Origin of the sequence: Roseovarius maritimus (genome assembly GCF_043355895.2) — a bacterium.
Lineage (GTDB): Bacteria > Pseudomonadota > Alphaproteobacteria > Rhodobacterales > Rhodobacteraceae > Roseovarius > Roseovarius maritimus.
This window is the reverse complement of the sequence record NZ_JBHFPF020000002.1, coordinates 1-19,082: the sequence shown is the minus strand read 5'-3', so window position 1 is coordinate 19,082 and position 19,082 is coordinate 1. Positions and strand designations below refer to the sequence as shown.

The following is a 19,082-nucleotide window of genomic DNA, read 5'->3' as shown; positions in this document are numbered from 1 at the left end:
CTGCCAGCTTGGCGATTGAAGCCGCGCCTCGTTCGTCCTATCTGACATCATGGATACAGACCGGCGATCATCTTCGCCGGAGGAAGGACTGCCGCCCATGTCGCTGAACCCCATTCGCCCCTGGCGCAACATCGAACGCCGCCAGAGCCGCCAGATCCATGTGGGCAATGTGCCCGTGGGGGGCGGCGCGCCGATTTCGGTCCAGACAATGACCAACACCGCGACCACGGATGTGGCCGGAACCGTGGCGCAGATTCAGGCCGCGGCGGAAGCAGGTGCGGATATCGTGCGCGTGTCGGTCCCGGACGAGGCATCGTCCAAGGCGCTGCGAGAGATCGTTCGCGAAAGCCCGGTGCCCATCGTCGCCGACATCCATTTTCACTACAAGCGCGGCATCGAGGCCGCTGAGGCAGGCGTGGCCTGTCTGCGGATCAATCCCGGCAATATCGGCAGCCCCGAGCGGGTGCGCGATGTCATTCAGGCGGCGCGCGATCACGGCTGCTCGATCCGTATCGGCGTCAATGCCGGCTCGCTCGAGCGGCATCTGTTGGAGAAATACGGCGAGCCGTGCCCCGACGCGATGGTCGAGAGCGGGCTGGAGCATATCCGCATCCTTGAGGACAATGATTTCCACGAGTTCAAGATCAGCGTGAAAGCGTCGGACGTATTCATGGCTGCCGCCGCCTATCAGCAGTTGGCCGAGGCGACGGATGCGCCCATTCACCTTGGCATCACCGAGGCGGGCGGGCTTATCAGCGGCACGGTCAAATCGGCCATCGGCATGGGCAATCTTCTATGGGCCGGGATCGGTGACACGATCCGCGTGAGCCTCTCGGCCGATCCGGTCGAAGAGGTCAAGATGGGATTCGAGATCCTGAAATCACTGGGCCTGCGGCATCGCGGCGTCAACATTATCAGCTGCCCCAGCTGTGCGCGTCAGGGCTTTGACGTCATCAAGACGGTCGAGGCGCTGGAGCAGCGGCTGGAGCATATCAAGACGCCCATGAGCCTGTCGATCATCGGCTGCGTGGTGAACGGGCCGGGCGAGGCGCTGATGACGGATGTCGGCTTTACCGGCGGCGGGGCCGGGTCCGGTATGGTCTATCTGGCGGGTAAGCAGAGCCACAAACTGAGCAACGAGCAGATGATCGACCATATCGTCGAGCAGGTCGAGAAGCGCGCCGCCGAGATCGAGGCGGGCGCGGCCAAAGAGGTTGCCGCCGCCGAATAGGCCGCGCCGCCCGCAACAAGTGCGGGCAGCGCAGATATCTTAGCCGCGAATGTCTTCGACGATTTCCTGCATGCCTTGCAGCGGGACATAGCCGCGCACGATCTGGTCCTGCATGATGAAGGATGGCGTGCCAGAGATCTGCAGCGCTTGGCCAAGCGCGCGGTTCTCATCGATCACCTGGCTTACCGCATCGTCGTCCATGTGGGCGACGATAGTTTCGGCATCGAGGTCCAGCGCCTCGGCCAACTCGGTCAGCGCCGGGACTACCATATCGCCCTTATAGGTCATCATCGCATCGTGCAGCGCCTTGTAGGCCTCGTCGCCCAGCTGCTGCTTGGCCGCGATGGCAAAGCGGGCGGCGATGGTCGATTGCTCGCCCAGAATGGGAAATTCCTTGACGATGAAGCGGATATTGCCATCGCCCGAGATCAGCTCCTCGACTTCCGGAAAGGCGCGGCGGCAATAGCCGCAGCGATAATCGGTGAACTCGACGATAGTGACGTCGCCGTCTGGATTGCCGCCAACGAATGAATTTGGATCGTTGAAGAGGGCGCTTGAATATTCCTCGATCAGATCGGCATCATTGGCGCTTTGCAGCTCCTGCTGGCGCTGCTCCATCACGGCGGCCGCCTCGAAGATCACCTCGGGGTTCTGCATGAGGTAAGCGCGCACGCGCTCGCCAAAGGCGGCATCGTCCAGTTGCGCGCTGGCCGGTGCCGCTGCGGGCGCGACTTGGCTGACCTCTTCGGTGGCGGGTGCGGGCTCGGGGGTGTCGTCCGGCACGATCAGCGCGGTCAGCGCGGCCCCGGCGACGATCACGCCGACCCCGGTCAGAATGGCGGTGCGGTTCATCGGCATGTTCTCCGTTTGATGACTATGTGAGCGGCGCGATCAGCGCCGGGCGATCTTGGCGGCAGAAAGCACATCCTGCGCGCGTTGCCAACCACCCGAACCATTGGGCAGCAGACCCGAGGCGCGTTTGGCGTGGATTTCGGCATCGTCCAGCCGACCGGTCATGGCATAGCGCTCGGCGGTTACCAGCGATGCCATGCCATTCTGCCCCGATTTGGCATAGGCGACGGCCAGATCGCGCATGACGCGTGCATCACGCCCGTCCCGCGATCGGGCCTTCTCCAGCACTTGCAGCGCCTTGGCATATTGCCCCTGCGCCACAAGCGCCCGCCCGTAAGAGCCAAGTATCAGAGGATGTTCAGGTGCAAGGTTCACGGCGGTCGCATAGGCATTGGTGGCGGCGCCGAACTGCCGGCTTTCCATCAGGATCTGGCCGCGCAATTCGTGATAGAACGGATCATTCGGGCGCGCGGCGATGGCGCGATCCATCGCGGCGATGGATTTTTGCAGGTTCGACTGGCGGTGCCAGGCCACGGCGGTCCGCATCTGCCCGACATCCGCAAAGCCCGACTCTCCGGCGCGGTTGATCGTCCATTTCGGACTGCGCTGAAAGGCCGAGAGTTTGCCCTTCGCCCGCGCGAACCAATAAAGATCGGTGTTGGACGGCGGCGCCTTGCCCTCATAGGCGGCGGTCAGACGCTGCAGCACGCGCACCCGGTCAGCAGACATGGGATGCGTGCGCGCGTAAGGATCCTGCCGAGCGGCAGAGAGAGCCTCTTGCCCGCGAAAGATATCCATGACCTTGACCGCCCCCGACGGGTCGCGACCTGCGCGCACCATGTAGCGCACGCTGGCGCTGTCGGCGCTGCTTTCTTCGGCGCGGGTGTGGCTGAAGAAAAGCCGTGCAGCGGTGCCTTGGGCACCCGCCGCGATGCCCGCTGCTGCCGCCGCGTTGCCCGAGACAGCGCCCGCCGCAGCGGCCAGCGCCATGCCAAGACCTGCCGCCGTGCGCGCGTTGCGCATGTTCTGCGGGCGGCGTACGAGATGGCCGTTGGCGATATGCGCGGCCTCATGCGCGATCACCGATTGCAGCATCTGCGGCGTCTCCATCTTCAGGATCAGGCCCGAATGGACAAAGATCGTATCGCGGTCCACGACGAAGGCGTTCAGCGTGCGGTCGTCGATCACCAGGACATCGGTGCGGCCCGGATTGAGGCCGGCGGCCTGCAGGATGGGTGCGGCCAATTGTTCGAGTGCATATTCGATACCCGGATCGCGCAGCAGGGTGACGGCGCGCGCAGGCTGGGCCATGGTGGCGATGATCATGGCCAGCGCAAGCGTGATGCAGGCCGGGAAAGTGCGAAGCTGGCGCATTGACGGACCTTGGTGTTATCGGTGAAAAGAACGCAAGATGTGGGGGCAGTCTAGGGACAAAGCCGGTCACGCTTCAAGCCCTGCAGGGGCCGCTCCGCCGATCGTGATGGGCTGGGCGCGGCCCGGCATGGATGCTAGACTGACCGAAACAGCGCCATGAGGCAGGCGCATGACATGGACCTTGCGAGCATGAAGACCTGGATCCTTGCGCTGGCCATCGCCCTGACGGGCGCGGGGCTGAGCGCGCAGCAGAGCGATTTTGGCGCATTGTCGCGGCTGGACCCCGCGGCCAGCGCGATCACGGGCGCGCGCGGCGAGATCCGCGTCGATCTGGCCCTCAGCCAGGGTGTGCCGTTCCGCATCTTTAGCCTGGACGCGCCGCCGCGCATCGTCGTCGATTTCCGCGAGGTGGACTGGGCCGGAACGCTGGGGCCCGAACTGGTGCAGACGGATCTGGTCACCTCCGCGCGTGTCGGCGGATTTCGCCCCGGCTGGTCGCGCATGGTGCTGGAGCTGGCCGGGCCCTTCGCGCTGGCCCAGGCATCGCTGACCGGCGACGTCAATGGCGCCGGTACCAATCTGAACCTTCTGCTGGAGCGCACAACCCCCGAGGCCTTCGCCGCAGGAGCGGGCGTGCCGAACCAGCCGGGCTGGGATCTGCCCGAGCCGGCTGATCTGGGCGTGGCCGCAGCGCCGCAGGACGATGGCGCGCTGGTCATCGTGCTGGATCCCGGCCATGGCGGCATAGATCCGGGCGCCGCCGAGGGCGAGACAATGGAAAAGGATGTCATGCTGGCCTTCGCGCGCGAGCTCAAGGAAGCCTTGCTGCGTCGTGGTGATATCCGTGTGGTGATGACACGCGAGGATGACAGCTTTGTCTCGCTTGAGCGGCGCGTGGCGATCGCCCATGCGGCGAATGCGGATCTGTTCCTGTCGCTGCATGCGGATTCCCTGGGCGAGGGTGGCGCGCGCGGCGCGACCATCTACAAGCTGGGCGCGGATGCCAGCGATGCCGCAAGCGCCGCGCTGGCCGAGCGGCATGACCGCGCCGACATGCTGGCCGGGCTGGACCTGAGCGGCACTGATGACGTGGTGGCCGATGTGCTGATGGATCTTGCCCGGATGGAGACGCAGCCGCGCGTTGATCTTCTGGCGCGCGCGCTGCTGATCGGGCTGGAGGAAGAGGCGCTGTCGGTCAATTCCAAGCCTATCCGCACGGCCAGTTTCTCGGTGCTGAAATCGCCCGACATTCCGTCGATCCTGTTGGAAGTCGGATTTCTGTCCAACGGGCGCGATCTGAACAACCTGATCGACCCCGAATGGCGCCAGCGCATGGCGCAGGCTGTCGCGGACGGGGTTGGCGCGTGGATGATTGCGGATGCCGCCAATGCCGATCTGGTCCGGCAGTGACGCCATATGCGCGGATACCGGCGCAGCGATGGCGCGCTTGTGTTTTGACGTGGGGCGCAGCGGCGCATATATGGTCAGGACTTCCGTCTGAGAAAGGCCGCGCGTGCTTCGACATATCCTGATATTCTTCGGCTCGATCTTCAGTCTCATCACGATGGGCATCATGATGATCGCGCTTAGCATAGGCGCGATCTTCTACATCTATGGCCGGGATCTGCCGTCGCATCAGAGCCTTGCGAATTATACGCCGCCCACGATCAGCCGCATCTTCTCGGGTGAGGGGCGCATCATCGACGAATTCAGCCGCGAGCGGCGCCTCTACACCCCGGCCGAGGAAATTCCGACGCTGGTGAAAGAGGCCTTCATCTCGGCGGAGGACAAGAATTTCTACAGCCATGGCGGCTATGATGCGCGCGGCATCGCCGCCGCCGTGATCGAGGCGGTCCAGACGCGCGGGCGCCGGGTGCGCGGCGCGTCCACCATTCCGCAGCAGGTGGTCAAGAACTTCCTTCTGTCGGGCGACCGCAAGATCGAGCGCAAGATCAAGGAGATCATCCTCGCCACCCGCATCGAGGAGGCGCTGACCAAGGAAAAGATCCTCGAGCTGTATCTCAACGAGATTTTCCTCGGCCAGAACAGCTATGGCGTGGCCGCTGCCGCGCAAACCTACTTCAACAAGACGCTGGGCGAGCTGGCCCCGCATGAGGTGGCGGTTCTGGCCTCGATGCCCGCCGAGCCCAGCAATTTCCATCCGGTTCGCAACAGGGACAGGCTGCTGGCGCGCCGCGACTACGTGCTGCGCGAGATGCAGCAGAACGGCTATATTTCCAAGGCTGTCTACGAGGAGGAGGTCGCGCAACCGCTGCGCAGCGTGCAGAACGGCGATTTCGAGCCGTTCTCGGCCGATCTGCCGCCGCGCGACTACTTCACCGACGAGATCCGCCGCCAGCTGAGCCGCGATTTCGGCGAGGGCGAATTCTTCTCTGGCGGCTATACGGTGCGCGCCACGATCGACCCTGAAATGCAAGTCGAGGCGGCGCTGGCGCTGCAGAACAAGCTGGAGGAATACGACCGCAATCTGGGCCGCTGGCGCGGCACCGGCAAATCCATACCCGATGAGGCGCTGGAGAGCGAGGAGGCCTGGCGCGAGGCGCTGGCCGAGGTCGATGTTGCCCGCGATGTCCAACTGGACAGCCAGTGGTATCCCGCCGTCATTTTGGGGATCGAGGATCAGCAGATGCGCATCGGCATCGAGGGCGTAGAAGAGAGCGAGGCCGAGCCGCAGATCATCCCGCGTGACGATATCGGCTGGCTGCCGAAGAACTTCCAGGAGACGTTCGAGGTGGGGCAGGTGGTGCATGTGCGGCGCATGACCGAGGATGGCGCGTTCGTCCGCTGGACGCTGCGCCAGGTGCCGCAAGTGCAGGGCGGCTTCATGGCGATGGACGTCAATACGGGCCGCGTGATTGCGATGCAGGGCGGGTTCAGCTACCAGAACTCGGTTTTCAACCGCGCGACACAAGCCAAGCGTCAGCCCGGCTCCAGCTTCAAGCCTTTTGTCTACGCGGCCGCGCTCGATAGCGGCTATTCTCCTGCGACAATCGTGGTCGACGCCCCGATCGAGGTGAACACTCCGCAGGGCCTCTGGCGGCCGCGCAACTCGTCGAACAAGTATTACGGGCCGACGCCCCTCCGGACGGGCATCGAGCAGTCGCGAAACCTGATGACCGTGCGCCTCGCGCAGGAGGTCGGAATGGATACCGTGGCCAGCTATGCCGAACGGTTCGGCGTCTATGATGACATGGGTCCATTCCTTGCCAACGCGCTGGGGTCCGAGGAATCAACCGTCTACAAGATGGTCGCGGCCTATGCGATGTTCGCCAATGGCGGCGAGCGTGTAGAGCCAACCCTCGTGGACCGGGTGCAGGACCGCTATGGGCGCACCGTCTATCGCCATGATCCGCGCGTCTGCGCCGATTGCGACGACCCCTCCATCGCGCCGGGCCGCAGCCCGCGCATCGTGTCGAACCGCGAGCGGGTAATCGACGCTGTCACGGCCTATCAGTTGACCTCGATGATGCAGGGCGTGGTGCAGCGCGGCACGGCTGCGGGCAATGTCGATCTGTCGGTGCCTGTGGCGGGCAAGACGGGCACAACCAATGACGCGCGCGACGTGTGGTTCATCGGCTTTACCAGCAATATCGTGGCGGGCTGCTATATCGGGTATGATCAGCCGCGCAGCCTGGGCCGCGGTGCCTATGGCGCGGGGATGTGCGGGCCGGTCTTTACCCAGTTCATGCGCAAGGCGACGGCGAAATATGGCGGCGGCGAGTTTGAAGTGCCGCCGGGCGGCTATTTCATCAAGATCGACCGCTTTACCGGCGCGCGCCTGCCTGACAACGCCTCGGGTCCGAATGTGGTGGCCGAGTATTTCCGCGAGGGCGAAGACCCGATGTTTGGTCTCGCCTTCGATGGCGGCTTTGCGATGGGCACCGACCTGGACATTTTTCGGGAGGGTGAGAGCGAGACCGTCCGCGATGTGACCACCTCGAGCGGCCAGACCGGACAAGTGGGCGAGAAGGCGACTTTCGGCTCAATGAGTTCGGGCGGCCTCTATTAAGCAGCCCTCGAACAGGCGGCGGGCAAGCCGCCATGGCTTGCCCGTTCCGGCCCGCTGCGATATCAGGCAGACGACCAGTCAGGAAGGCTTTGATGCGCGCAGAAATTCAGAATGTCACCCAGGAGATCGAGACGTCGCTCGACCTGTTGCGTCAGCGTCTTGGGTGGGAGACCGCCCAGCACCGGCTGGAGGAGTTCAACGCGCGCGTCGAGGATCCGAACCTCTGGGATGATCCCGCCAAGGCGCAAAAGCTGATGCGAGACCGGCAGGCGCTGGTCGACGCCCTTGAGACGCACGACAGCATTCAAAGCGAGCTGTCGGACAATGTCGAGCTGATCGAGATGGGAGAAGCCGAGGGCGACACCGATGTCGTCACCGAAGCCGAGACCGCCCTGAAGGCGCTGCAAAAGCGCGCCGCCGCCAAGGAGCTGGAAGCGCTGCTGAACGGCGAGGCGGATGCCAACGACACTTTCCTCGAAATCAATGCCGGCGCGGGCGGCACCGAGAGCTGCGACTGGGCCAACATGCTGGCGCGCATGTATGTCCGCTGGGCCGAAAAGCGTGGCTATACGGTGGAATTGCAGTCCGAGCAATCGGGCGACGAGGCGGGTATCAAATCGGCGGCTTACAAGATCAGCGGGCATAATGCCTATGGCTGGCTGAAATCCGAGAGCGGTGTGCACCGGCTTGTGCGGATCAGCCCCTTCGATTCGGCGGCCAAGCGGCACACCTCCTTCTGCTCGGTCTGGGTCTATCCGGTGGTCGATGACGATATCGAGATCGAGGTGAACCCCGCCGACATCCGCATCGATACCTATCGCAGCTCGGGCGCGGGCGGCCAGCACGTCAACACGACCGACTCGGCGGTGCGCATCACGCACCATCCGACGGGCATCGTCGTGACAAGTTCCGAGAAGTCCCAGCACCAGAACCGCGACATCGCCATGAAAGCGCTGAAATCACGCCTTTACCAGCTGGAACTGGACCGCCGGAATGCCGCCATCAACGAAGCGCATGACGCCAAGGGCGATGCGGGCTGGGGCAACCAGATCCGCTCTTACGTGCTGCAGCCCTACCAGATGGTCAAGGATCTGCGCACGCAGGTCGAAACCTCGGATACCAAGGGTGTGCTGGACGGCGATCTGGACCAATTCATGGCTGCGACGCTGGCGATGAATGTAAGTGGAAAGAGCCGGTCCGAGGCGCAAGGCGACTGACAACTGCGGTTGGGCTCGGCTGACGGAATTTCAGTATTTTCGCCAAGATGAAGCGCGCAGGGCGCGCTACTTGAGTGGGTCGTGGCCCCAGTTCATCAGCGAATAGCGCCAGTCCGAATGTGCGACATCCTCATCGGGGCCGCCCTGCGCGGTGTGTCGTTTGATATATCCGGTCACCTTGGCCATATGATCCCACTGATCGTCGGTCAGGTCGTCCTTGTTGGTGCGCTTGATCTTGACGATACGGCGACCCGAGGCGTGACCGGTAGACTCGCCTTTATCGCTGTCACCGACGGACGTGGATTCCTCGGTCTTGAGAAACTCCTCCAGTTCTTGCGGCGCCATATTTACCAGATCTCGCCATTCGCTCCAGATCTGCTCGCGGGATTTCGATGAGGACATGTCTGCGCTCCTTTACCGGTTCTGAGAGGGCAACGGAGCGAGCCTTGCTGGGGTTGCATCCATGGATGCGGATTTCGTGCGCCTGTTATTCCTCGCGTCCGTGACGGGCCAGCCTGTGATGCAGGTGCCGTGCTTGCGGTGCCCCGGTTTCGAGCGCGAAGACATAAGCATGAGTCAAAAAGAAGCAGGAGGCGTCGAGATCGTTCGCGCAATCCGCCGCCTCGGTATAGAGCGCGATGAGCGCTGCGTGATCCGGCCCCTCATGCGCGGCCAGCATGCGGGTGTGCAGATCGCCGCTCATTCCGCCGCCTTGGCGAGGCCGCGATGCGCCTCGACCTTGCCCGCAACCCATGCGTGGAAGCAGTGGGTGGGGCTGTCCATCACCGGCGAGAAACGCCCGCCATCGAAGCTCATGACATGACGCCCCTTCTGCATGCCCTCGACGACGAAGATATCCTCTTCGAAGACCGATTTCCAAAGCTGGGCGTTGCGGGCCTTCAGCCCCTCGTCCTGATCCGGTTCGGAATAATAGAGATGCACATGCTCGGCCGTCCGCTCGAGGCCACGCGGCTCGAGAATGATGGTGAAGGCGTGGTCGCGGTGCACGCCTAGAAGAACATTGGGATAGACCGCGATGTACTCGGCCTGTTCATTCCACTTGGCGCCGACCTCGGCGAAATCTGGAAAGGTGTCGCCATTCTCATTGGTCAGTTGGCGGTAGACCATTGTGCCCTGGCCCGAGAAGGCGGCGGGCTCTTCGATGTGGTAATGGTCCTCAAGGCGCGAGTAGCTGTTGAGGCCGGGATGGACCCAAGGCAGATGGTAGCTCTCGCAGTAATTCTCGACTGCGAGTTTCCAGTTGGTCTGGACCTCCAGCGTAAAGCGGCTTTCATGCCCGCCATGGTGCAGCGGCAGGTCGAACTCGCGCCAGCGCTCGATGATATGCGACATCGCCTCTTCGAAGGCGGGCGCATCGCCCGAGACGTTGATCCAGACGACATCCCGCCAGATGTGACTGCGCACCTCGATCAGGCCCAGCTCGCTGCGCTTTATCGCGGCATGGGTATTGTGGCCGGGCCCGCCCACATGGGGCGTCGAGACCAGAGCGCCCTTGGTGGAGTAGCACCAGGAATGATAGGGGCAGCGAATGGCGCCCTCGATCTTGCGCGGCTCCTCGACCAGGATCATGCCGCGGTGGCGGCAGATGTTCTGAAAGACGCGGACGTTGCCCTCCTTGTCGCGCAGCAAAAGAAGCGGCATGCCGAGGAAGGTAAGCGGCACCGCATCACCCGGCTCGGGCACGTCAGCGCCGACGGCAAGGCCCGCCCATTGCGAATAGAGCAGCGCCTGCTTTTCCTCGTCGAAAACAGCGGGGTCGATGTAATGGGCATTGGGAAGGCCGTGGGCGATATCCACGGGCGCGCGAACAGAAGATAGATCGGTGATGGTCACGGCGGGCCTCCGGGCAAGACTGAACTCATCCTTATTATGCCGAAGAACCGCGCGCAAAACCGACGATCCGCGACGCGGTTTTCCTCAAGGCGACATGGCGGAGGCGACGGGACGCCCTAGCGAAAGGGCTGATCAAGGCGCAAAAGACGCGCGTGGAAGGGGGGCAGGTCTTCTATCCCGACAAGGGCCTTGCCGCGTGCAGCGGCCATGACCGCGGCGGTATCGTTGCCCAGATGCTCATAGACCATGCGGGCTGCACGGATGCCCGAGATCTTTTCGCGCACGGTGCGGGTGACGTAACCTTCCCAGAGGTTGGACTGAAAGGAGGTCTCGGGCGCGAGGAAGTTGAAGGAGCAGGCCATCGAATTGCGGTGCGTGACGAGGATCATGATGCCCTCCTCCTGCCGCATGACGACACCGCGAAATTCACGGTCGCGGCGCGCCGTCGATAAGCCCTGGCGGCGTAGCGCATCCAAGGGCTCGCTGCCGCGCAGAAAGGTATAGCCGTCCTTGCGGTGGATATAGACCAAGCCCCGCACGAACAGCGTCTCGTCGACAAAGCTGCGCCGGACAAATCGGTAGATGCCGCTGGGAAAGAGTTCTTCGGGGACCGATACAGGCTCGGCGCCAAAGAAGCCCGCGACGGCCGGATGACCGATCAGATCGAAGGATGCGGTTTTCAGGTTTTCCGCAGGCTCGAGCAGGATGCGCGCGTCGGTGCCGAAAAACTGACAGATTCGGTGCAGCACATCCGGACGAGGAAAGCTTTCACCGGTGAGATAGCGGTTGAACTGGGTGCGGTTGATGCCCAAATCGCGACAAAGCCCGGCGATCGATGGGTAGTCTGCGCTGAGCTTGCGCAGGTTCTGACCGAAAACCGCGCGCAGTTGCGCAGGATTTGTGTCGCCGGTCGGTTGGGAATTTCGGGGCGCGGCCATGCTCTGAGATATGTCGTCAGCGTGGGTCGGGTGGTGTTGGTGGCTGTCGCGGAAGTGTCATCGAGCTATGACCTTTCTGAGCTGTTGTGAGCCTGCTGACGCCAGTTCAGCACGCCCGATCGGCTATGTCACGCCTACTGACGCTATTTGGCGTCACTTTTTGACTGATGTGACACAAATGGATCAGTGCCGAGCGCGATTCAAACATAGCCCAAACCGCCGGAACGCGACATTTTGGTAAACGGGACTATCGGAGCAGAGTGAGCGATAACGCCGCCTGCTTGGACACACAAGACCCGGGGTCGCCGAGAGACCCAGGAGCAAGGCAATTGGGGGAATTACCATGTACGGAGTCGTTCTTTGGACTGATCAGCGCCAGAATCGCGCAGTCATCTGGTGCGAGGATCATGGTGATCTGGCATTCTATCGTGGCGCCGCTGGCGGGGACGCTGCGATGACCGCCGGCGATCTGGTGGAATTCGACGTGCAGGATACCGGCGATATGCGCCTCGCCGACGCCCCCCGATTGATCACGCAGCGTAGCCATCCCACGCTGACGACCGAGTTGAAGAAAGTCGGCGCACGGCTGGGAGTTCTCCAGTCTGGCGCTCCACGGGCGGCAAACAGCGATTATGCCACCAACGTCATACCGCTGCGCGAGGCGCGGCACGCCGCTTACGCCTGAGGGCGATGCGCATCTGGGTGGGGGCACCCTGGTCAATGCGCGGGGTAAAGAGAAAGGCGGGCAGGAAAGCCCGCCTTTTTTCGTGTCTGGCGCTGTTTCGGTGTCTTGCGCTCAGGCGCCGCGGGGCAGGGCAGCGATACCCGTGCGCGCAATGTCCGAAAGGCCCAGGGGACGCATCAAATTGGCAAAGGCGTCGATCTTTTCCGATGTGCCGGTGATCTCGAAGGTGAAGCTGTCGAGCGTGCTGTCCACGACGTTGGTGCGGAAGATATCCGCAAGGCGCAGCGCCTCGACCCGCTTGTCGCCTGTGCAAACCACCTTCATCAGCGCCAGTTCCCGTTCGACCGCGCGGCCCTCGACGGTCAGATCCTGCACCTTGTGGACCGGGACGATACGGCCCAGTTGCGCCTTGATCTGCTCGATCACCTGCGGCGTGCCGGTGGTGACGATAGTAATGCGCGAAGTATGCCCCTCGTGGTCGATCTCGGCGACGGTGAGGCTGTCGATATTGTAGCCGCGCCCCGAAAAGAGGCCGATCACGCGCGCCAGAACACCCGCCTCGTTATCGACGATGACGGCGAGGGTGTGCTGCTCTTCCACGTCCGAGAAATTGGGGCGCAGGTTGTAGGCCGAATGCTTGTTCGAGCCCTTCTTGATGTTCAGTGCGGACATTGCCTGTCTCCTTGTGCAGGGTAGCGCAGACTGCGCTGAATCCTGCCAAAATACATTTGAACGAGTGGCTTGTGAGCCACTCTTAAACCATCACCGCACCCTTGGACCCGATGGCGTCCTTGGTCGATGCCTCGCCCAGCAGCATCTTGTTATGCGGCTCGCCCGACGGGATCATAGGGAAGCAGTTCTCATGCTTTTCCACGAGGCAATCGAAGATCACCGGGCCGTCATACTTGATCATCTCGTTGATCGCGTCATCCAGATCGGCAGGATCGTCGCAGCGGATGCCCTTGGCGCCAAACGCCTCGGCCAGCTTGACGAAATCGGGCAGGGCTTCGGACCAGCTATGCGAATAACGCTCGCCATGCAGCAGCTCCTGCCACTGACGGACCATGCCGAGGCGCTCGTTGTTGAGGATGAACTGCTTGACCGGCAGGCGGAACTGGATCGCGGTGCCCATCTCTTGCATGTTCATCAGCCAGCTGGCCTCGCCCGCGACGTTGATGACGAGCGAGTCGCGATGCGCCATCTGCACGCCGATCGAGGCCGGGAAGCCGTAGCCCATCGTGCCAAGGCCGCCCGAGGTCATCCAGCGGTTCGGATCCTCGAAGCCCAAGTATTGCGCGGCCCACATCTGATGCTGGCCCACCTCGGTGGTGATGTAGCGATCATGGCCCTTGGTCAGCGCCTCAAGACGCGCCATAGCGTGCTGGGGCTTGATCGTTTTACCGGACTGCTTGAAGCTGAGGCACTCGACTTTGCGCCACTCAGCGATGCGCGCATTCCACTTGGCGATCGCTTCGGCATTCACCTTGCGACCGCGCGATTTCCAGACCTTGAGCAAATCCTCGAGCACATGGGCGATGTCACCGACGATGGGAATGTCGGTCTTGATCACCTTGTTGATCGAGGACGGATCAATGTCGATATGCGCCTTTTTCGAGCCGGGCGAGAAGGCGTCGAGGCGCCCGGTGATCCGATCATCGAAACGCGCGCCGATATTGATCATCAGATCGCAATCATGCATCGCCATGTTCGCCTCGTAGAGGCCATGCATGCCCAGCATACCCAGCCACGCCTTGCCCGAGGCGGGATAGGCCCCAAGGCCCATCAACGTAGAGGTGATCGGGATGCCGGTCGCCTCGACCAGTTCGCGCAGCAGCTGGCTGGCGGCCGGGCCGGAATTGATCACGCCGCCACCGGTGTAGAAGACGGGACGCTTGGCGGTCTCCATCGCGGCCACCAGCTCGGTTATGGCATCCAGATCGCCCTTGACCTGAGGTTGATAGTGGCTGACGCGCACCTTTTGCGGGCCGACATAGTCTGCGCTGGCGAATTGCACGTCCTTTGGGATGTCGATCAGCACCGGGCCGGGACGGCCCGCAGTGGCGACGTGAAACGCCTCGTGGATCGTGGCCGAGAGGTTGGCCGTGTCCTTGACCAGCCAGTTATGCTTGGTGCAGGGGCGTGTGATGCCGACGGTATCGGCTTCCTGAAAGGCGTCCGATCCGATCATGAACGTCGGCACCTGGCCTGTCAGCACGACGATGGGAATGCTGTCCAGAAGCGCATCGGTGAGGCCGGTCACGGCATTGGTCGCGCCGGGCCCCGAGGTCACCAGAACCACGCCGGGCTTACCCGTCGAGCGCGCATAGCCTTCGGCGGCATGCACCGCGCCCTGCTCGTGGCGCACGAGTATGTGCTGGATGCCGTTCTGCTGGAACACCTCGTCATAGATCGGCAGCACGGCGCCGCCGGGATAGCCGAAGACGACGTCCACGCCCTGGTCCTTGAGGGCCTGAACCACCATTTTTGCTCCGGTCATCTGACGTGTCATCGCTTTGCTCCGTTCATGACATCATTGCGCGATCGCGCATAAAAAAGCCCCCTAAGTGGCGGGGGCGCATGGGATCCTGTCTGGGTGTCCGGTTACCGGCCCATGCGCATTTTCCGTGTGACTACTACTACTAGAGGCTCCAACGGGCCACTCCCTTTGAGGTGCGAGACGGACATTATGACCGGTGGGGAGGGGCGTCAAGCGCATCGGGTGGATAAAATGTCGCGGCAAGTCGTTTTTCTTTCCACTTGTTGCGCAAATGGCCGGAGATTCGATGATTAGCCTCCCCAGAGCGCCTTTGATGGCTGTCATCTTGCCAGGATGACGCAGAGATCCGTATCACTTCCGACGCGCGTGCATGATGAAACCGAGGAAGTTGAGCAGCACCTGCGCGGCAAGGACGGATGTAACATCGCCGGAATCATATGCAGGAGCGACCTCGACAAGGTCGATGCCGACCACCTCATGGCGCTGCGCAACCTGTTGAAGCAGTTCCAGCACCTCGTAATAGAGAAAGCCGCCGTGACTGGGCGTGCCTGTGCCCGGTGCGATGGAGGGACAGAAGCCGTCGATGTCTAGCGTGACATAGACGCGCGCGCCTTCAGGGATGCGCGCGGCCAGCGCCTCGGGGGCGAGGTTGCGACACTGTCGAACCGACAGGATGTCTGACCCCATCGCGCGGGCGGCATCATAGCCTTCCTTGGCGGTCGAGCTGACATTACGGATGCCGAGCTGAGTCAGGCCGGTGACATAGGGTTTCTCGGAGGCGCGGCGCATGGGGTTGCCGTGTCCATTGCGCACGCCATGCCGCTCGTCCACGAAATCGAGATGCGCGTCGATCTGCAGTATGTGGATGTCGCCATGCCCCTCGAAGGCGTCGATGCAGGGGATATTGACCGAATGATCGCCGCCAATGGTGACGGGCAGGGCGCCTGCATCGAGGATGGCACGCACGCCCTTGGTGATGTTCGCATGGCTTTGGGCGGTGTCAGTATGCACGATGTCGGCGTCGCCGATATCCACGATGCGCACATCCTGACCCAGATAGGTCACATCATCCTCGTGATCATAGGCCCCGCCATGGCCAAAGCTGAACAGGGTTGACGCCTCGCGCACGCTACGCGGTCCGAAACGTGCGCCGGGGCGAAACTGCGTGCCGCCATCGAAGGGGGCACCAATTATAGCGATATCGGCGTCGATGGCGGACCAGTCCGCCACGTAGGGCCGCTTTCCGAAGGTCGAAATCCCGACGAAGGGCAGATCGAGCCGCCCGCTTTCGTAGCCATGTCCGCTCATCAGTTTCTCCGTTGATGTTCCGCTGGGCCAGATAGACAGGCTGCGGGCGCCCCGGCAAGCCACGTTTTTCCATGGCCGCGCCTTTTGCCTTTCGCATGGGCGGCATCCGTGAAATAGGGAGTTGCCAAACGATCTGTTCATGGAGAAACGTGATGAAGATTCGTGAGGCTCTGACCTTCGATGATGTCCTGCTGCTTCCTGCTGCGTCCAACGTGCTGCCCAGCACCGCCGATACGCGCACCCGCGTGACCCGCTCGATCGCGCTCAACATTCCGCTGCTCAGCTCGGCCATGGATACGGTGACCGAGTCGCGCATGGCGATCTGCATGGCGCAATATGGCGGGATGGGCGTGATCCACCGCAATTTCAACGTCGAGGATCAGGCCAGCGAAGTGCGCCGGGTCAAACGCTTTGTCAGCGGCATCGTCTACAATCCCATAACGCTCAAGGCCGATCAGACCCTGGCCGATGCCAAGGCGCTGCAGGACCAATACCGCGTCAGCGGTTTCCCGGTGGTGGATGATGGGGGCCGTGTCGTCGGCATCGTCACCAACCGCGACATGCGCTTTGCCGAGGATGAACGCACGCCGGTGCGCGTGATGATGAGCTCGGACAACCTGGCCATTCTGCAGGAGCCCGCCGATCTGGAAGAGGCCAAGCTGCTGATGAAGGAGCGCCGGATCGAAAAGCTGCTGGTGACGGATAGCGCGGGCAAGCTGACCGGCCTTCTGACGCTCAAGGACAGCGAGCAGGCTGTGCTGAACCCGTCGGCCTGCAAGGACCATCTGGGCCGACTGCGCGTTGCCGCTGCGTCGACGGTGGGCGATGCGGGCTTTGAGCGGAGCCAGGCGCTGATCGATGCGGGCGCCGACATGATCGTGATTGACACCGCCCATGGTCATTCGGCTGGCGTTGCCGAGGCAGTGCGCCGCGTCAAGGCCATATCCGGCGACGTGCAGGTCGTGGCGGGCAATGTCGCCACAGGCGACGCCGTCCGCGCGCTGATCGACGCGGGCGCGGATGCTGTGAAGGTCGGGATTGGCCCCGGTAGCATCTGTACCACGCGCATGGTCGCAGGTGTGGGCGTGCCGCAGCTGACCGCGATCATGGATTGCGTCGCGTCGGCAGGCGACGTGCCGATCATCGCCGACGGCGGTATCAAGTTCTCGGGCGATTTTGCCAAGGCGATTGCCGCTGGCGCGTCTTGCGCCATGGTGGGCAGCATGATCGCGGGTACCGACGAGTCGCCGGGTGAGATGATCCTGTTCCAGGGCCGCTCCTATAAGGCTTATCGCGGGATGGGCAGCCTTGGCGCGATGGCGCGCGGCAGTGCCGACCGCTATTTCCAGAAGGATGCCGCCAGCGACAAGCTGGTGCCCGAGGGGATCGAGGGACAGGTGCCCTACAAGGGCTCTGCCGGGACTGTGGTGCACCAACTGGTGGGCGGTCTGCGCGCTGCTATGGGGTATACCGGCTGCGCAACAGTCGAGGAGATGCGCAAGAATTGCGAATTCGTCCGCATCACTGGCGCGGGTCTCAGCGAAAGCCATGTGCATGATGTGCAGATCACGCGTGAGTCTCCCAATTATCGAATTGGCTAATTGGGTCAGTCTCTTGCGGCGTGGTCTTGATCTAGTGAAGGGGCGCTTTTCGTGACGCCCGGCGCGCGTATCCAGGCCGCGATCGATCTGCTGGACCGTATCGGCGCAGGTGAACCGGCTGAGAAGGCGCTGACTTCCTGGGCCCGCGGGTCACGCTTCGCCGGGTCCGGGGATCGGGCGGCGGTGCGGGATCATGTGTACCAGGCGCTGCGCTGCTGGCGCTCCTACGCCTGCCTTGGCGGCGGCGATACGGGGCGTGCCCGCATGATCGGGGCCTTGCGCAGCGCGGGGTCAGACCCCGCAGAGGTCTTCACGGGCATCGGACACGCGCCCGCGCCCCTGACGGCGGCTGAAGAAGTGTCAGGGCAGGCACCAAGCGGCGCCGATGCGTTCGATCTTCCTGAATGGCTTTGGGAGGCATTTCAGGCCTCCCTCGGCCCCGATGCCGAACGCGCGGCAATGGCCCTTCGCCAACGCGCGCCGGTCATGTTGCGCACCAATTTGGGGCGTGCCACCCGAGACGACATCATTCGTAAACTGGCTGAGGATGACATACACTCCGAAGCGCATCCTATTGCAAAAACGGCAATAAAAGTGACCGGAGGCGAACGCCGAATTTCCCGCAGCCGGGCCTTTCTGGAGGGGCTGGTCGAGTTGCAGGACGGCTCGGGGCAGGCGGCGATGGAGGGCATCGGGCTGTCGGCGGCCGGGAGCATTCTGGACTATTGCGCGGGCGGCGGCGGCAAGGCGCTGGCGCTGGCGGCGCGGACAGGCGCGCAGGTCTTCGCCCATGACATTGACCCCGGGCGCATGCAGGATCTGCCGGAGCGCGCCAAACGGGCGGGCGCGTATGTGACCCTACTTGATACATCAGCTTTGCGCGATAACGCCCCGTATTCTATCGTTTTATGTGATGCGCCATGTTCGGGAAGCGGGACGTGGCGCCGCACGCCGGAGGCGAAATGGCGACTGACGCCGGATCGGCTGGATGAATTGACCGATTTGCAGGCAGATATCCTCGGGAAGGCGTCTCAATTGGTGGCGCCAGGCGGGCAGTTGATTTATGCGACCTGTTCGGTTCTGCGGGCCGAGAATGAAGAGCGCATTGAGGCATTCCTTGCTCGGGCGACCGGTTGGACGCAGGAAAAGCAGCAGCGTTTCGACATCTCGGGCGGCGGTGATGGGTTTTTTGCGACACATCTGACGCGAGTAGTTTAATGGGATTGCAATTCAGGGTGGTAATTTGATCGCGTTAAGGTGCACTTAAACCTTCTGGTCCAGTCTTGTCCGGATCGATACGCAACACAGGATCCAGCGCGTGACCCTATCCGAAACTGCCATTGGCCCGATCCGTCGCGCGGCGTCGCGTATGCGCCCTCATGCTGGCCTCGTCTTTTGCTCGGCGGTTCTTTTCGCGGTGTCAATCAGCATTCAAAATTGACCCCTTATCGGCGTCCAATACTGACCCCCTCTGGTTCTGAGCTGGCCCGCCGCT

16 protein-coding genes are annotated in these 19,082 nt (G+C 62.8%); 7 read left to right on the top strand and 9 right to left on the bottom strand.

Features of this window, described 5'->3' with window-relative positions:
• Positions 1 to 97: 97 nt before the first annotated feature.
• On the top strand, positions 98 to 1,231 hold the full coding sequence (gene ispG / locus ACEWPM_RS04840) for a flavodoxin-dependent (E)-4-hydroxy-3-methylbut-2-enyl-diphosphate synthase (protein WP_393963267.1): 1,134 nt from the start codon (positions 98 to 100) through the stop codon (positions 1,229 to 1,231).
• 39 nt (positions 1,232 to 1,270) lie between these two features.
• On the opposite strand, the gene ACEWPM_RS04835 is transcribed toward ispG, so the two are convergent.
• Both ACEWPM_RS04835 and ACEWPM_RS04830 read right to left on the bottom strand, forming a co-directional pair.
• Positions 1,271 to 2,083, bottom strand: coding sequence for a DsbA family protein (locus ACEWPM_RS04835; protein ID WP_393963268.1), 813 nt, complete (start codon positions 2,081 to 2,083; stop codon positions 1,271 to 1,273).
• A 39-nt stretch (positions 2,084 to 2,122) separates the two neighbouring features.
• On the bottom strand, positions 2,123 to 3,457 hold the full coding sequence (locus tag ACEWPM_RS04830; RefSeq protein ID WP_393963269.1) for a M48 family metalloprotease: 1,335 nt from the start codon (positions 3,455 to 3,457) through the stop codon (positions 2,123 to 2,125).
• A gap of 189 nt (positions 3,458 to 3,646) precedes the next feature.
• On the opposite strand from ACEWPM_RS04830, the gene ACEWPM_RS04825 reads away from it, so the two are divergent.
• The 3 genes from ACEWPM_RS04825 (at position 3,647) to prfB (ending at position 8,704) form a co-directional block, all read left to right on the top strand.
• Complete coding sequence (locus ACEWPM_RS04825) at positions 3,647 to 4,867, top strand: N-acetylmuramoyl-L-alanine amidase (RefSeq protein ID WP_393963270.1); 1,221 nt, start codon at positions 3,647 to 3,649, stop codon at positions 4,865 to 4,867.
• Positions 4,868 to 4,970: 103 nt separating this feature from the next.
• A complete protein-coding gene (locus ACEWPM_RS04820; protein ID WP_393963271.1) occupies positions 4,971 to 7,487 on the top strand; it encodes a penicillin-binding protein 1A in 2,517 nt (838 codons plus the stop codon).
• Between the two features lie 92 nt (positions 7,488 to 7,579).
• Positions 7,580 to 8,704, top strand: a complete 1,125-nt coding sequence (gene prfB / locus ACEWPM_RS04815; RefSeq protein WP_393963272.1) for a peptide chain release factor 2 — start codon at positions 7,580 to 7,582, stop codon at positions 8,702 to 8,704.
• A gap of 66 nt (positions 8,705 to 8,770) precedes the next feature.
• Here the strand turns inward: prfB and ACEWPM_RS04810 are convergent, their stop codons facing one another.
• The 4 genes from ACEWPM_RS04810 to ACEWPM_RS04795 form a co-directional block, all read right to left on the bottom strand.
• Positions 8,771 to 9,106 (bottom strand): DUF3140 domain-containing protein, encoded by a 336-nt coding sequence (locus ACEWPM_RS04810; RefSeq protein WP_393963273.1) that lies wholly within the window; start codon positions 9,104 to 9,106, stop codon positions 8,771 to 8,773.
• A gap of 85 nt (positions 9,107 to 9,191) precedes the next feature.
• Complete coding sequence (locus tag ACEWPM_RS04805) at positions 9,192 to 9,407, bottom strand: hypothetical protein (RefSeq protein ID WP_393963274.1); 216 nt, start codon at positions 9,405 to 9,407, stop codon at positions 9,192 to 9,194.
• Positions 9,404 to 10,558 (bottom strand): aromatic ring-hydroxylating oxygenase subunit alpha, encoded by a 1,155-nt coding sequence (locus ACEWPM_RS04800; protein ID WP_393963275.1) that lies wholly within the window; start codon positions 10,556 to 10,558, stop codon positions 9,404 to 9,406. The genes ACEWPM_RS04805 and ACEWPM_RS04800 overlap by 4 nt, the downstream gene beginning before the upstream one ends.
• Before the next feature lie 116 nt (positions 10,559 to 10,674).
• Positions 10,675 to 11,496: a helix-turn-helix domain-containing protein gene (locus ACEWPM_RS04795; protein WP_393963276.1), complete on the bottom strand. Its 822-nt coding sequence runs from the start codon at positions 11,494 to 11,496 to the stop codon at positions 10,675 to 10,677.
• Between the two features lie 343 nt (positions 11,497 to 11,839).
• Between ACEWPM_RS04795 and ACEWPM_RS04790 the strand changes: the two genes are divergently transcribed.
• Positions 11,840 to 12,181, top strand: coding sequence for a hypothetical protein (locus ACEWPM_RS04790; RefSeq protein ID WP_393963277.1), 342 nt, complete (start codon positions 11,840 to 11,842; stop codon positions 12,179 to 12,181).
• A 111-nt stretch (positions 12,182 to 12,292) separates the two neighbouring features.
• Here the strand turns inward: ACEWPM_RS04790 and ilvN are convergent, their stop codons facing one another.
• From ilvN to speB, 3 genes are all read right to left on the bottom strand, one after another.
• Positions 12,293 to 12,853 (bottom strand): acetolactate synthase small subunit, encoded by a 561-nt coding sequence (ilvN, locus tag ACEWPM_RS04785; protein WP_393963278.1) that lies wholly within the window; start codon positions 12,851 to 12,853, stop codon positions 12,293 to 12,295.
• 82 nt (positions 12,854 to 12,935) lie between these two features.
• Positions 12,936 to 14,690: an acetolactate synthase 3 large subunit gene (locus tag ACEWPM_RS04780; protein WP_393963279.1), complete on the bottom strand. Its 1,755-nt coding sequence runs from the start codon at positions 14,688 to 14,690 to the stop codon at positions 12,936 to 12,938.
• Between the two features lie 339 nt (positions 14,691 to 15,029).
• A complete protein-coding gene (speB, locus tag ACEWPM_RS04775; RefSeq protein ID WP_393963280.1) occupies positions 15,030 to 15,986 on the bottom strand; it encodes an agmatinase in 957 nt (318 codons plus the stop codon).
• 152 nt (positions 15,987 to 16,138) lie between these two features.
• Between speB and guaB the strand changes: the two genes are divergently transcribed.
• Both guaB and ACEWPM_RS04765 read left to right on the top strand, forming a co-directional pair.
• Complete coding sequence (gene guaB / locus ACEWPM_RS04770) at positions 16,139 to 17,587, top strand: IMP dehydrogenase (protein WP_393963281.1); 1,449 nt, start codon at positions 16,139 to 16,141, stop codon at positions 17,585 to 17,587.
• A gap of 51 nt (positions 17,588 to 17,638) precedes the next feature.
• Positions 17,639 to 18,805, top strand: a complete 1,167-nt coding sequence (locus ACEWPM_RS04765; protein ID WP_393963282.1) for an RsmB/NOP family class I SAM-dependent RNA methyltransferase — start codon at positions 17,639 to 17,641, stop codon at positions 18,803 to 18,805.
• Positions 18,806 to 19,082 lie beyond the last annotated feature (277 nt).